Genomic DNA, 14,638 nt, shown 5'->3' on the forward strand with positions numbered 1-14,638 from the left:
TGTCATGGTTTGATGAAGATGTTTTTGCGCAGGAAATAATTCTCGGCCCCAGCGCCATCGGCAAACAAGCGCAATTCCCACCGCCCGGCACGGGGCAATCGCGCCACGCCTTCATAGCGCCCGTCGCCCAATCCGGCCAGCCCGATGCGCTCGTCATGGTCCGCTTCCACCTGCGAGAAAAACAGCGCCGAAACCGTCAAGCCATCCAGCGGATTTCCCTGTTTATCCATAAAGCGGGCCGTGACTTTCTGCTCAAGGGCCGATCCAAGCTGTTCATGGTCAAACGCCACCTGCCAGCCCAGATCATGCTGCTGCCGGGCCTGCGCCAGAATATCATTATAATCACGGCCTTTCCGGTAGGCGTCTTCTTCTTGCACCCCGTCATATGTTTTGGCGGCAAAGGTCATCATGATCAGATTTGCGCCGAAAACCAGGCCGAAAAACCCGAAAAAGATGGCGGCCACTTTGCGCCCTGTCAGTTCTTTTGCCATTCCCGCACTTCCTTATTCATCAGCGGCGGCCCTGCGAACGGCTCTGGGGCCCGCGAAACACCGTATTGCGAGAGGCAACGGCCCCGCTTTCCATATCGCGGATGGCAATATTTATGGCCTTTTCCCCATCGGCCAAAACCGGCGACCGCACGATATCGGCCGGGGCGGTCACATAAAGCCGGACCGATTGCACATCATCGGGGGCAACCGTCACCCGATCCGGGCTATCTACCGCATTGGGGCGGCTTAATGCCAATCCTTCCATCCCCGAAAGCTCGATGGAAAAATTGCGGGTTTCATGGGCTTTATTAAGGATCTTTATCGTATAACCATTGCGTACCGAGCCATCGGACAAAGGCACGAACAGCGGGTTGCGATCCCGCAAAACGCTCATCTCCAGATCGCCGCGCGTCAACAAGCCATAGCCCATCACCGCTGCCGTCAACAAGATCGACAGGCTGTAGATAATGGTGCGCCCACGCACCAATCTTATTTTGGGCTTTTCACCCTTTGCCCGCGCATCCGGCATGGCCAGCGTTTCATAATCGATCAATCCACGCGGGCGGTCGATCTTGTCCATGATCTCGTTGCAGGCATCGATGCACAAAGCGCACTGAATACATTCAAGCTGCGGGCCATTGCGGATATCGATCCCCACAGGACAAACCGCAACACAGGCCTGACAATCGATGCAATCGCCCCGCCCGTCCCAGCTTTCCCCTTTTTTATGCGGCCCGCGCGGTTCGCCCCGATCAGGCTTATAAGACACTAGAAACGTATCCGCATCGAACATGGCCCCCTGAATACGTGGCCATGGGCACATATAGGTGCACACCTGTTCACGCATCAGCCCGCCAAGGCTATAGGTGGTAAAGGTCAATCCGGCGATTGCCAGATAAGCCGCCAAGGGAGCCTCGCCGGTCAAAAGCCCGGTCATCAGGCTTGGCGCATCGGCAAAATAAAACACCCATGCGCCGCCAGTGGCCACAGAAAGCACCAGCCAGATAAAATGGGTCAGCGACTTCTTGGCAATTTTCGTCGCCGTCCACGGGGATTTATCCAGCTTCATGCGCTTGTTGCGGTCTCCCTGCACAAGGCGCTCAACCCAGATAAACAGATCTGTCCATACCGTTTGCGGACAGGCATAGCCGCACCAAACGCGCCCGAAAAGGGATGTGAACAAAAACAACAGCAAAGCGGCAAGGATCAACAGGCCCGTGAGATAATAAACCTCTTGCGGCCAGATCTCGATAAAGAAGAAATAAAACCGCCGATGGGGCAGATCCAGCAACACTGCTTGGTCCGGAGCGGTTGCTCCCCGATCCCAACGCAGCCACGGGGTCACATAATACACCCCCAGTGTCACGATCATCACCAGCCATTTCAGATTACGAAAGGTGCCTGAAACGCGCTTGGGATAGATTTTCACGCGCGATTGATAAAGCGGCCCCTCCTCGCCACCGGGTTGCGGTGGCTCGGGGGCTTTGGCCTTATTATGTCCGCTTGTGATTGACGCTGTCATAGGTCCTGCTTTTCTCGCACATCATTCGGGCATATGCCCGTTTAAGGCTGCGGTTCTTCCCCGCCACCAAGGCTGTGCACATAAAGGGCAAGCTGCTTGATGGTGGCATCATCCAACCGACCCGCCCATGCGGGCATCACGCCGCCCCGACCATTGGCGACAGTTTCATAGATCGTGTCTTTGTCGCCGCCATAAAGCCAAATGGCATCGGTCAGATCGGGGGCACCCAATTCATGCATGCCCGTGCCATCTTCCATATGGCAGGCAGAGCAAATCTCCGCAAAGGTGGTGGCCCCACGCCGGGCGGCCTCGTTATCATCTTCACGTCCTGAGAAACCCAGCACATATTGCACCACATCGCTCACTTCGCTGCGTGACAAAATGCCGTCCTTCAAATAGCCCTGCATCATGGACAGGCGGGTATCCATATCCGCTTCCCAGCGAATACCGTGGCGCAAAGTGGTGTGGATATCATCCAATGTACCGCCCCAAAGCCAGGCATCGTCATTCAGATTGGGAAAGCCCGCAAAGCCCTGTGCGCCAGAGCCGTGGCACGGGGCACAATTATCGCCAAAGGCTGCAGCACCGCCCGCAAGGCTGACCTGCAAAAGTTCGGGATCGGTGCGGATATCTTCCAGACTTTGCGCACGGATCTGCTTGAAATAGACCTCGCGCCCGGCTTCGATCTCTGCCAGTTCCCGGCTCACTTCGGCGCGTTTGGAGAATCCGGCCACCCCCTTCAAATAGGTCCATTCCCCCATCCATACCGGCCAGCTTGGATACCAGATCCAGCCGAGAACCGACAAACCGATGCAGGCATAAAAGATATAGAGCCACCATTTGGGCAGGGGATTATCAAGCTCGGTGATGCCGTCCCAATCATGGCCCGTGGTTTCCACCCCGGTCAATTCGTCGCGTTTTGGTGCGTCACTCATGGCCGCCCCTCCCCTTTTTCATCCTCTGGGCTGTTTTCGTGAAGGCTGTCCTCAAGCGGGCCGTCATCCTCAAGCGGTAAATTACGCGCATGATCGAATGTCTTTTTATTGGACGGCCACAAGGCATAGGCCACAGCCGCCACAAACAGCACCAAGAGGAACAAAAGCCCCCAAGTTCCGGCGATTTTTGAAATGGCTTCATACATGGCGCTTATCTTTCATTGCCCGCGGCCTGTTCGTTATAGGCATTGAAATCAACGAACGTTCCGAGCACCTGCAAATAAGCAATCAGGGCATCCAGCTCCGATACCATGCGCGGATTGCCATCGAAATCGCGGATGGCAACATTGTCGCCATAGCGTTCCATCAAGCCGTCGATATCGCCATAAGGGTCAAGCTGCGCCAAAAGATCGGCCGCAGCATTTTCGATCATTGCCTCGTCATAGGGCACACCCACCTTTGCATTGGCGGCGATCACCTCTTTGACGGTGCGCATGTCCAAGGGTGTTTTCGCTAGGAACGGATAGCCGGGCATAACCGATTCCGGCACCACGGACCGGGGGGCTGCCATATGCAGCCGGTGCCATTCATCGGAATATTTATTGCCAAGCCGGGCAAGGTCCGGGCCGGTGCGTTTGGAGCCCCACTGGAACGGATGGTCGTACATGCTTTCCGCAGCCAGTGAATAATGGCCATAGCGGTCCACTTCGGACCGCAAGGACCGAACCATCTGGCTGTGGCAATTATAACAGCCTTCCCGCACATAAATATTGCGGCCCGCCAGTTCCAAAGGCGTGTAAGGACGCACGCCGTCCACCTCTTCGATGGTGCTCTTGATCCAGAACAGCGGCACGATTTCTACCAATCCGCCGATAGAGACCACAATCAAGGTCAACACCAACAAAAGGATCGAGTTTTTCTCGATGGTTTTATGGGAAAATTTCGCCATCAGATCGCTCCCCCTCACTCAGCCGGCTGGGCAAGAGTATCGAGAGGAACATCCTCCGACCCACGCACCCGACCCTTGGCGGTCATATAAACATTATAGGCCATGATCAGAGCCCCCGCGAGGAACAGCACCCCGCCCAAGCCCCGGATCACATAATAAGGGTGCATGGCTTCCACCGTTTCCGCGAAGGAAAACTCCAAAAAGCCCAGAGCATCATAAGCCCGCCACATCAGCCCTTGCATGATCCCCGAAACCCACATGGCGGTGATGTATAAAAGGATGCCGAAGGTGGCGACCCAGAAATGCCACTCCACCAGAACCAGTGAATACAGCCGTTTTACATTGAAGACTGCCGGTGCCATGCAATAGATCGCGCCAAAAGACACAAAGCCTACCCAGCCCAGCGCCCCGGAATGCACATGGCCGATGGTCCAGTCGGTATAATGGGACAAGCCATTCACCCAGTGCATCGACATCACCGGACCTTCAAAGGTGCTCATGCCGTAAAACGCTACCGACACCACCAGCATGCGGATCACCGGATCGGTGCGCAATTTGTCCCATGCGCCTTTCAGGGTCAGCAAGCCGTTCAACATGCCGCCCCAGCTTGGCATCCACAGCATCAGGGAGAAGGTGGCCCCCAAAGTCTGCGCCCATAAGGGCAGCGCCGTATAATGGAGATGATGCGGTCCGGCCCAGATATAAAGGAAGATCAGCGCCCAGAAATGGATGATCGACAAGCGATAGGAATAAACCGGCCGCTCGGCGCGTTTGGGAACGAAATAATACATGATCCCAAGGAAGCCGGCGGTCAGGAAAAAGCCTACCGCATTATGGCCGTACCACCATTGGATCAGGGCATCTTGCGTACCGGAAAACAGCGCCACGGATTTCGACGAGAATATCGACACCGGCACCGACATATTATTGCCCAGATGCAGCATGGCGATGGTCACGATAAAGGCCAGATAGAACCAGTTGGCCACATAGATATGCGGCTCGCGGCGCTTGGCCAGCGTGCCAAGAAACACCAGAAGATAGGTCACCCACACAATGGTCAGCCAAATATCCGCATACCATTCCGGTTCGGCATATTCGCGTGATTGCGTCACCCCCATCAGATAACCGGTGGCGGCAATGACAATGAACAGCTGATAGCCCCAGAACACGAACCATGGGGCAATATCGCCCGCAAGACGCGCCCGGCTGGTGCGTTGAACCACCCAAAAGCTGGTGGCGATCAACACATTGCCACCAAAGGCAAAAATCACCGCCGAGGTGTGCAAGGGCCGCATTCGGCCAAAATTGAGAAAGCTGGTATCGAAATTCAGTTGCGGGAAGGCAAGCTGGAAGGCAATCACCACGCCGACAAGAAATCCGACAACGCCCCAGAATACCGAGGCCACGACGCCATATTTCACGATTTGGTTATTATAACCGCGTTTATCCGCTTTGCCGTTGGATGCGGTGTCCCCTAAAACAGCGATCCCCGCAATAAAGGCTGCGGCGAATAACAAGGCGTGAAAGCGCATGGGTGTATCCAGCGCATAAATGGCGATGATAATCCAATAAAGGCTGCCTGCGCCAAGGGCTACGATCATGCCCCAAGCGCTCAATGGCATCTTTGTTTGTGCCTCTGTTTGATGTCCGGCCATGGTCGTCTCTCCCTTGGTCCTTGCGCTTCAGGCGCTTCAGGCTCTTCTGGCACCCCTTGGGCCCCACGAATTTGATCCAGATCAAATTGCTGGATGTGCTGATTGTCGCATGATCCGTTTCTGCTTTTTTCATGGTGGAACCCAAGCCTTGACGAAGCCGATGGCAGCCTTGCGCCATAAAAGGCCCACCACCCCACCGGTCGCAGACACACATGCAAATTCGAATGCAGATCCGGGCGCGAATCCGTCGCGCAGATCGGGGGCCGCCAAAGAAAATGCCTGCTCGCGGGTGATCCCCGCATGGCATGGGGCAAAGCCGCTGACCGGTGCATCATCGGTCATACCGCGACAAATCAGATCGGCCGTATAATCGGAAATGGGTGCAAGAATTTCGGCAAGGCTTGCCAGCAAAAACAAGCCACCCACAAGCAGCGCCAAAGTTTCGCCGCGTTGTCGGGCCGTGATGAGCACACCATTTGGCTGCACGTTTCCATCCCCCATTGATTTAAAAGTCATACATAAAGACAAGGGGGGGTCAATCTTTGATGCACATCAAAAAAGCGCCCGGAGCAAACCGGACGCTTTCAAGAAGGCTTATAAAAACAGGCGTCTGATTATTTCTTTCGCCAGCGCCCTGCCGCATCCTTGAAATACTGGCCTTTGGGCAAAGACTGGATAATCTGCCGGCCGGCGCGGGCCTGCACCGCAGCAAGGGGCGCCGATGTATCGGCAGCGATCTTGCGGTATTCTGCCATGCGCTGCTCATTCACAGTTCGCACCAAGGCAGACAAAGCCGCATCGGGGGTCGCCACTGCTTCCACCAACCCGTCAGGCCGTTCGCCAAGCAATCCATTGGCCTTGGCCTGGCTCAACCCCTGTTGCGCTTGGGCCAGAGGGGCCATCAGCACAAGGGCCAGAACCAAAATGGCTTTTTTCCATAGAGTCATTACATGTCACTCCCTTGTGGCTCTTGGGGCTGTATGGCAGGCAGATCTTCCGCTTTCACCCCAAATAATTCAGGATTACGCCGGATCAGATCCAGCAATTCCCGGTCAATTTCGAGCCGCTTTTGTTCCGTGATATTGATATTCACATCAAAGCGGATCGGTTCATCCGGGGCTTCCAGCTTCACCGTGGGTGAACAGGCCCCGGCCAAAGCCACCGCCCCACAAATAAGCGGCAACGCAGTAAATTTGCGCGATCTGGATCTCATGGCATTATCTCCACGGCTTCATGTTCAGGGCCCTTCATTGGGGACTATCGGCAGGTTTGTCTTTTTGCGTACGCTTGAAAAGGCTTTCAAGGCTTTGCGAACGGCCCGCCCCCATGGCGCTTTCCACAGCTCCCACCAACGCCCCTTGTAAATTAAAGTTCAATTCGATGGGATGGCCATTGAGAAAATCCGGATTGGCTCCGCGCGCCGCCAGTTGCATGCTTTGGCTGCCTGCAAAATCCCCTGCAAAACTTAAGCTCAGCACATTATAGTGAAAGTTCTGCAAGGCTTGGCGCAACATTTGAGAGCGCATATCCTCCCCTTGTAAAAAGCCGGGAACGTCACCGGGATTATACCGCAAAACGCCATTGTCTGTGGCTTCAAGCCGCGCATCTTCTACCTTCAGCCCGCCAGCAGCAAGGGTAACCGGCACGCGCCCATTGAGCAATCCATCCCCTGTCAACCCATCCACACCACCCATCATCATCACCTCTGTCACCCGTACACCTTCGGCGTTCAAGACCACCACAAGATCACCCGGCCGGGATAAATCCATGATGAACGAGTCCGTATAGAGCCGCCCACCGGCCAATGAAAAATGCAGATCAGAGATGGAAAGCTGCGTATTATCCGTTAACTGGAAGGCCGCTCCCCCTTTTTGCAACGGCACGCCCGCCATCAATTGGTCGATGGTCAATCGTTGATCCGGTGCCGTATCCAGCGGCCATAAAGACCGGAGCGCGATCTCGCTATTCAGGCCTGACACCGCCATCCCCGATGTTTCAAAGGCCACATCCGTCAAGGAGACATGCCCCGACGAGCGTATGTCACCATCCTCCCCCCAAGACAAATCGCCCGTAAAGCCCAAAAGGCCGGATACATTGGTGAAAACATCCCCATAGGCAGGGGCGATATCGCCGATTTGCGCCACATCGGGCAAAAACTGCACAGGATATAACGTCAAATGGGCCGCGCCCCCCACAAGCCCGGCTTCGCCCGAAGCTTCCAGCACAAAAATGCCAAGCAGGTCCGATGCCCAGCCTTCAAAGGCAAAAACCCCGTCCTGCTTCCCGGGCGTTGCCTTCAAATCCAGCGATACCGGTGCCCAGACCGGCATGGGGTCAAGGCTGGCCAGCTTTTCCAGCGCCAAAGCCGCACGGTGCAGACCCTTGTCTGTCACCACAATCTGCCCCGACAGCCCGCTGGCCACCAGCGCCAAATCGTCGGAAATCACCTGCCCGTCAAAAAGATCGATAGAGGCCGTCAGCCCGTTTTCCACGCCCCCATTGGCGGCGACAATGATCTGCGGCAGCGCGCCTTCCAGAGCTTGGCTTTCCCCCGCTTTGTTCTTGATGTCCAGTGCAAACGCATGGCCCGGCACAATCATGTCCAGCCTGCCGCTCTGATCGTCCATATTCCAAACCAATAAGGGGTCGCTTCCCTGTGTTTTGAAACACATATCCTGCAATGGACCGGCCCCATAACCGCTGATGTCCATATATGTGATGCGGCCCAGCATACATCCTTCATGCCACAGACGTAGGGAAGCGCGGTTTGCCTCTATGGCAATGGCCGGAGCATCCAGATGCAGGCCATCAAGACGCAGATCCGGCAATACAGCCTTCGCGTCCAGCATAAGCGCCCCGTCAAGGCGCAGACCCTGTTGGCTGCCCACCATACGGCCTTTATAGGATAAAGTCGGGATATGCATGCCTTCAAAGCCGAGATCGCGCAATCGGGCGGAGAGCGCGTCCATACGGACTATCGGGGACTCCTCCGCCCAATCCAGCACGAACTCTCCCGCCATCTCGCCGCCCCCCGCCAGCATCGGTGACAAAAGGGCCAGATCCGTGCTTGAGGCTTCTAATCGGCCGGTGGCTTGCTGTTCCCCCACCTTATTGGACATCCGCAACGTGGCATGGGCCGATGGCGCATCAAATCGAAGGTCCGCCTCGATTCGTGAGTGCGGCACATCCAGCATGGCCCAGCCCTTGACACGCCCTTCCACGCCGTCTTGCGCCTGCATTGCCCCTTGCGCCAGATCAAAACGCAGGGTTTGAAGCGCCCCTGTTGGCGACAAATCCGCCAAAAGGCCGCCCTCTATCACGGCCAAATCATGCTGGGCATGGATCGCAGCGGTCAGATGCGCGCCTTTGGCCGTTTGTTCCAGCGCCGCATCATCCACCGTCACCTCCACCGGCCCCGTTCCGGTGAGAGACAACGCAATATGCGCCGTCCCGATGGTCAGACGATCCAGCGGCAAGAGAAACGGTTGGTCCGATTGGCCTTGCATAGCAAGGTGATAGCCCGCCACATTGAGCGATCCTTCCGCATCGGCCGCCACATCCGCCTGAATCCGCCGGATATCAAGGGATTGCACGCGCCCCTCCACTATATCGGATAGATCAAATCGCGCCGTACTATCGAAAAGCAGCGCTTCATCCGCACGGCCCAAAGCAATCCGGCCAATCCGCACGCCTTCGCCCCACTGGATCTGCACCCGCTGGATATCAACCTGTTCAAACCCTGCACGCAGCAATGCCTGTGTCAGCCCCATGCGCAGCAAAAAAGAACTGGCCAGAAAACCCGCCACCAAAAACAGGATCAGGCAGCCGCCCGCCCATAAGGCCGCCCGATAGACGCGTTTTCGTGCCGATTGTGCCATTGCTTTTTCTGGGCTTTCTTCAGATCTTTCGTCAGATATTTCTTTTAGGCTTATGGCAAGGCATTGCCGCAAAAACCTCGCCTGATCGCCAGCCTATTCCACAGCACCTAAAAGGCAATAGAGAGATTGATCGATCCAAAGGCCTGGGCCTCGCTTTGAAGCTCGAATTCACGGGACCGATGCACATAGCTATATGACAGGGCAAAGCGGTCATAACTCAGCGCAATTCCGGCACTGATCTCGTTCACGAACTGTCTTTTGGCAACCGTGTGGCCATTATCGAAAATACCCCCATCCAGAAACATATTGCGGGCCACCGCCCGTGTTTCAAAACCACCGAAAATATACCAGCCAACGCCTGTTTTCTTGGCCCTTAAAATTTTACCGGTACCGGTGGCGCTGGGATTGATGCGCGGCGGAAAAGCATGGGGAAGAAAATTCCCGATTCTGCCGATAACGCCCGCATTGGCATCAATAAACACCGATCCCAGATTGGCGCCAAAACGCGGCGAAACATCCATAGAAACCGGGCCGAACAGATCCGCCACTTCATAAAACCACGCCCGCTCATAGAAAATTTGCAAGGTCGGTTCCGCATCAATCTGAAACTCCCAGCCTTGAGGTTCAGGCGAGCCCGTAAGCGTATGCACGAATTTCTGGCTGCGCTCCGCCAAGGCAGGCGGCCCCGTCACCCCAACGGACAATGTGAGGGTTTCTTGCATATTCCCCACCTGCCCTGACGCCCCGACTTCAAAATACAGCCAGCCCGCATAAGGCCGATCATCCAAAATCCTTTCTTTAATGGTGATATCTGCAGGCGCGAACATGCTTTGCCCCACAGCCATGAACAGGTCCGTATCCTCGTTTTTCGCCCCGGAAGGCAAAAGACCGGATACAAAAGAAAAGGATTTGGGGCGGTCTTGCGGGGCCAGCGCCACCGCCAGCCTGAAACCGTTGGTATACCAACGGTCTTCACCGTCACCATAAAGGTCGTTTTCACTTTGGAAGGAAATTACCGAACGCGCTTGTTCGCGCTTGATCGGGGACTCTTGGGCATCCGCTCGCCCCGAAGCACAGGACATCGCAATAAAAAATGTAAGGAGCACCGCCCTCAGCGCGATTTTAAAAAGCGACGAGATTTCCGAGCATGTCATACCCAGACAACACAATCTGTCAGCATCTATATTTACAGGCGAATTCCCCGACACATCTGCTCCTCATCTAGAATTGCGCATCTCGCTTCGTTTCATGCTTTTCTTGGGCATATTTTTTCAAAAAATATCATATATTACATATAGATAATATTTTTATTTCAAATTTGAAGAATTTGAAAAAACACTTCCAAATTGGACATTTATTGCAACCATCCTCTTTGTGAAGCTCCCTCACTATTTGGTGACCCGTTTTTTTATTAAATTTTTTTAAACATTTGCAGGCCTTTATAGGCACATAAATACGACAACTGGAGGGGCTCCACGTGACGACGAAAACAAGAATATTCTCTTTGCTTAAAGGAGAGAATGATTATTTCAAACGACATCTACTGACAACCAGCGCTTTATTATCCATTGTGCTCACGGCTATGCCAGCATGGGCACAAGAGAGCCCCGATGATGCACAAGCGCGGATTGATGCCTTGGAGCAACAGCTCGAACGCGTTCTCGGCGTGGTACAAGATCTGAGCGCCGAGATCAAATCATTGAAGAACAGCACTCAGGCTGTGGCCCCGGCGCCCAGCCCTGCCACGGCGGATGGATTAACACCCATCGACTTGTCAGAACGCCTTGATGCCGTGGCGGCATCCGTCGAAGAAGCCAATACCCGCATCGATGATGTGGAAGATATTGCCTTCGATATTGACGAGCGTGTCGGCAGCCGCGCCCTTGTGCGCGCCTTCGATGCCAAAAGCTTCGATCTGGGTGGCTTCATCCATACGGCGGCCACCTTTGTAGACGGCCAGGAAAATGACGAATTCGCAGTGAACCGGCTGTTTTTCGGTTTGCTGGCCAGCGCCCAGCTTAGTGACAAATGGTCTTTGTTCGTAGGCCAGGCCTTCATGCGCGACTCTGATGTCAATTATGGTGATCCCGGCAACCGGCTGGACCCGAATTTCAGCATCGTCAACAAAACACCTTTGATGCTGGCCTATGCCACCTATGAACATAGCGATGCCCTGACCGTTGATGTGGGACGTTTCCTGACACCTCATGGCATTATCAATATCGAGCATTTCCCGGCCATTTTGCTGGACCCTGAACAGCCACAATTCCTGCGCCCCTTCAGCGGCCAGACGATCTTTTCCAATTTCATCAATGGCGCAAAAGTCAGCGGGCAAGTGTATAAGCCCAACGGCATTAACGGCACATTGGGATATTCCGTATATGCCGGCACCTACACAGAAAACAGCGACAGCGTGAATTATGGTGGTCGCGCATTCTGGAGCTTTGGCGATACAGGTGTCACCATAGGGGCCAATCTGGGCGGCGGCCGCCGGGACGGGGCCGATAGTGATTATGTGCTCTATGGCGCCGACCTGCTTTATGATAAGGGAGCCTTCCAGTGGAAAAACGAGCTCTTCATCACCGATGAAGACTTGGGTGGCGATCGACTGGCTTTCTATTCCCAGCCTGCATGGCGTTTCGCCGAAGGCTGGACAGCGTTTTATCGCTTTGATTTCCTGGATGATGGCACCGATGAAGGAGACCGCAAAGAACATGCCGTGGGACTTACCTTCAAGCCCGTTCCGCAAGTGCATCTGCGCGCCATCGCCCGTCTCAACCGCTTCGACGCCGGCGGAGGGTTTGAACAGGCCAATGCTGAGAACTATCAGCTTTCCGCAACATTCTCATTTTAAGGGGGCAAGGATATGAAACGACTTTCTTCTCAAATCCTGCGCTCTTTGAGCCTTGTTGCCGCATTGGGCCTTGGTGGCACCATGGCAACAAAGGGATGGGCGGCCGATTATGTGGTGTTGGTCAATAAGGCCAACCCCACGGAATTGAGCGGTGATGCAGCGGTGGACACCATTCGCCAGCTTTATCTAAAAGAGCTGTCAAACTGGCCCAACGGGCTGCATGCGGACCCCTTCGCCCGTGAAGGGGGATCGCCTGCGCAAACGGCCTTTATAAATAACATTCTGAAAATGAGCCCGACGGCGGTAACCGACCATTGGACCCGCGTGAAGCAAACCAAAGGGGAAACACCGCCCCGGGAAGTGGGCTCGGAACGCATCCTGTTTCGTCTGATTGGCAAATTCGAGGGGGGCTTTGCCATCGTTAGCGCAGAAGAAGCGGCCTCGGCACCCGATACTGTAAAAGTTTTGCTGACCTTCAGCGATTAATTCGACATGGAGATTTGAGATGTTAACCCGGCTCTCACGCGCCCTCTCCTCCCTTTCCATCAAAGGAAAGACCCTTCTCCTTGTCGGTGTCTTGGCAGCGTTTTCCACAGGCGGCTTGTTGGTGGTGCAATTCCAAATTGCATCAAGCCGCACAGCCATTACCGAACAAATGTCCTATCTGGATATTCTGGATCGCACAAACCGCGTGCATCAGGCCTTCAGCGACATGAAATACTGGTTCGCAGATTTGGCCAATAGCTTGTCCAGTGAAGCGGAAGAAAATGCCAGCACCAGCCTGGCAACCTTCCGCGAGGGCGTGCAAACGCTCGATGCGTTGAAAGGCGACGACAGAGACACCCTGATCGCCAATGCCATGCAGATCGAAAAGCTCTCTCTTGATGCTTTGATGGAATATATGACGGAGGAACGTGCAGCTGGTGATGCCTTGATGGCACAGGCCCGCACGCTGATTTCGGAAAATGACCAAATCATCCGCGATGTGCTGGAAAGCAGCCGGGCCTTTGCTGCCGAAGCCGCTTTGAAGGTTGATGCGGATAGCCGTCTGGCATCTGTTCTGAGCCTGGTCACCTTGGCGGTGGTTTTGTCCTGCGCAGGGCTGATTCTGGTCACAACCTTAAAAGCGATCGTTACGCCCATCCGGAACATCACCACTGCGATGATGGCCTTGGCTCAGGGCAATAACGACGACGACATTCCTTATCGAAACAATCCCGGTGAACTGGGCGATATGGCCCGCACCGTGATGATTTTCAAAGAGAATGCCATCAAGATCGAACAGATGAACACCGAACGCGAAGCCCAGCGCGAAGCCCGCGAAGCCGAACGTCGGCGGGCAGAAGCGGAGCGCCGGGCCGCAGAAGAACGCCAACAAGCCGAGCTGGCCCAACAGGCAGAACAGCAACGCCAAATGGCCGAAGCGGTGATCGATCTGTTGCAAGGCCGGGTGTTTTCCTCTTTGGATCAGGTTGTGGCCTCTGCCCATGAATTGGAAGATGCCTCCACCACTATGAATAATGCGGTCACCACATCGCAAAACACGGCTTCCGATGTATCCAATTCCTCGGAAACCGCGTCGTCCCATGCCCAAAGCGTTGCATCGGCTGCAGCGCAAATGGCGGCCTCGGTTCAAGAAATTGCTTCCCAGATCGCTGCGGCAACCCGTGTCACCAGTGAAGCCGTGGCCCAACAAGGCCGCGTCAAACAAACCGCCATGCGGATGGTGGATCTGGTTGCCGAAGTGACCCGCGTTGTGGGACTGATCGACGAAATTGCCGATATGACTAATCTTTTGGCGCTCAATGCCACCATCGAAGCGGCCCGCGCCGGCGAAGCAGGGCGCGGCTTCTCCGTTGTGGCGGCGGAAGTGCGTACTTTGGCCGGCGAAACGCAAAAAGCCACGGAAAGCATCTCCCGCCAGATTGACGAGATCCATTCCGCCAGCCGGGAAACCGCCTCTGCGGTGGATGAAATCGGGTCCTCCATCGGGCGGATCGACGAAGTGTCTACGGCCGTGGCCGCCGCTATCGAAGAGCAACAAGCCTCTACCGATGAAATCAGCCGCTCCATTGCGGAAGCCGCCGACAGTACATCGGGCATTTCCGAAATGATCGTCAGTGTGGTGCGCGAAATCCAGCAATCGGGCAGCAGCGCCTCGCATGTATCGGAACTGTCGCAAGCGCTTATTTCCATTGCTTCGGGCTTGCGCGGCGAGGTGGAAAGCTATCTCAATACGCTGAATAACAACAAAAACGCGGCCTAGGCGACCATCTTCTTAAAAGACCAATCGGAGCCTCGACTGTCATGAGCATTGACAGTCGGGGCTCCGCCCTGCATATAGGGGGCGTATT

The 14,638-nt window shown here is 55.1% G+C and carries 14 protein-coding genes; 3 read left to right on the forward strand and 11 right to left on the reverse strand.

Going from position 1 to position 14,638, the window contains the following annotated elements:
• Positions 1–2 precede the first annotated feature (2 nt).
• The 11 genes from IEX96_RS10435 to IEX96_RS10485 all read right to left on the reverse strand — a co-directional run bounded on the left by IEX96_RS10435 (position 3) and on the right by IEX96_RS10485 (position 10,536).
• The gene (locus IEX96_RS10435) at positions 3–491 is read right to left on the reverse strand and encodes a FixH family protein (protein ID WP_150005475.1); all 489 of its coding nucleotides are present in this window, start codon (positions 489–491) and stop codon (positions 3–5) included.
• A gap of 19 nt (positions 492–510) precedes the next feature.
• The gene (gene ccoG, locus IEX96_RS10440) at positions 511–2,013 is read right to left on the reverse strand and encodes a cytochrome c oxidase accessory protein CcoG (protein WP_150005474.1); all 1,503 of its coding nucleotides are present in this window, start codon (positions 2,011–2,013) and stop codon (positions 511–513) included.
• A gap of 41 nt (positions 2,014–2,054) precedes the next feature.
• The gene (gene ccoP / locus IEX96_RS10445) at positions 2,055–2,948 is read right to left on the reverse strand and encodes a cytochrome-c oxidase, cbb3-type subunit III (RefSeq protein WP_150005473.1); all 894 of its coding nucleotides are present in this window, start codon (positions 2,946–2,948) and stop codon (positions 2,055–2,057) included.
• A complete protein-coding gene (locus IEX96_RS10450) occupies positions 2,945–3,154 on the reverse strand; it encodes a cbb3-type cytochrome c oxidase subunit 3 (RefSeq protein ID WP_150000287.1) in 210 nt (69 codons plus the stop codon). The genes ccoP and IEX96_RS10450 overlap by 4 nt, the downstream gene beginning before the upstream one ends.
• A gap of 5 nt (positions 3,155–3,159) precedes the next feature.
• Positions 3,160–3,897 carry a cytochrome-c oxidase, cbb3-type subunit II gene (gene ccoO, locus IEX96_RS10455; RefSeq protein WP_150005472.1) on the reverse strand — a complete coding sequence of 246 codons (738 nt, stop codon included), beginning with the start codon at positions 3,895–3,897 and terminating at the stop codon, positions 3,160–3,162.
• Positions 3,898–3,911: 14 nt separating this feature from the next.
• Entirely contained in the window at positions 3,912–5,552 is a 1,641-nt protein-coding gene (gene ccoN / locus IEX96_RS10460; RefSeq protein WP_188873892.1) for a cytochrome-c oxidase, cbb3-type subunit I, read from the reverse strand.
• Positions 5,553–5,681: 129 nt separating this feature from the next.
• Entirely contained in the window at positions 5,682–6,038 is a 357-nt protein-coding gene (locus tag IEX96_RS10465; RefSeq protein ID WP_150005471.1) for a hypothetical protein, read from the reverse strand.
• 128 nt (positions 6,039–6,166) lie between these two features.
• Positions 6,167–6,499, reverse strand: coding sequence for a YdbL family probable chaperone protein (locus tag IEX96_RS10470; RefSeq protein ID WP_150005470.1), 333 nt, complete (start codon positions 6,497–6,499; stop codon positions 6,167–6,169).
• Positions 6,499–6,765 carry a YnbE family lipoprotein gene (locus IEX96_RS10475; RefSeq protein WP_150005469.1) on the reverse strand — a complete coding sequence of 89 codons (267 nt, stop codon included), beginning with the start codon at positions 6,763–6,765 and terminating at the stop codon, positions 6,499–6,501. The genes IEX96_RS10470 and IEX96_RS10475 overlap by 1 nt, the downstream gene beginning before the upstream one ends.
• Before the next feature lie 34 nt (positions 6,766–6,799).
• A complete protein-coding gene (locus IEX96_RS10480; protein ID WP_150005468.1) occupies positions 6,800–9,430 on the reverse strand; it encodes an intermembrane phospholipid transport protein YdbH family protein in 2,631 nt (876 codons plus the stop codon).
• A 107-nt stretch (positions 9,431–9,537) separates the two neighbouring features.
• Positions 9,538–10,536: a lipid A deacylase LpxR family protein gene (locus IEX96_RS10485; RefSeq protein WP_188873893.1), complete on the reverse strand. Its 999-nt coding sequence runs from the start codon at positions 10,534–10,536 to the stop codon at positions 9,538–9,540.
• 476 nt (positions 10,537–11,012) lie between these two features.
• On the opposite strand from IEX96_RS10485, the gene IEX96_RS10490 reads away from it, so the two are divergent.
• From IEX96_RS10490 to IEX96_RS10500, 3 genes are read left to right on the forward strand one after another with little or no spacing between them, the layout of a single operon-like run.
• Positions 11,013–12,284 (forward strand): hypothetical protein, encoded by a 1,272-nt coding sequence (locus IEX96_RS10490; protein WP_150000295.1) that lies wholly within the window; start codon positions 11,013–11,015, stop codon positions 12,282–12,284.
• Positions 12,285–12,296: 12 nt separating this feature from the next.
• Entirely contained in the window at positions 12,297–12,770 is a 474-nt protein-coding gene (locus IEX96_RS10495) for a hypothetical protein (protein WP_150005466.1), read from the forward strand.
• Positions 12,771–12,789: 19 nt separating this feature from the next.
• The gene (locus tag IEX96_RS10500; RefSeq protein WP_150005465.1) at positions 12,790–14,550 is read left to right on the forward strand and encodes a methyl-accepting chemotaxis protein; all 1,761 of its coding nucleotides are present in this window, start codon (positions 12,790–12,792) and stop codon (positions 14,548–14,550) included.
• The last annotated feature ends 88 nt before the right edge of the window (positions 14,551–14,638 follow it).

This window comes from Iodidimonas muriae, from assembly GCF_014647255.1.
Taxonomy (GTDB): Bacteria; Pseudomonadota; Alphaproteobacteria; order Sphingomonadales; family Rhodothalassiaceae; genus Iodidimonas; species Iodidimonas muriae.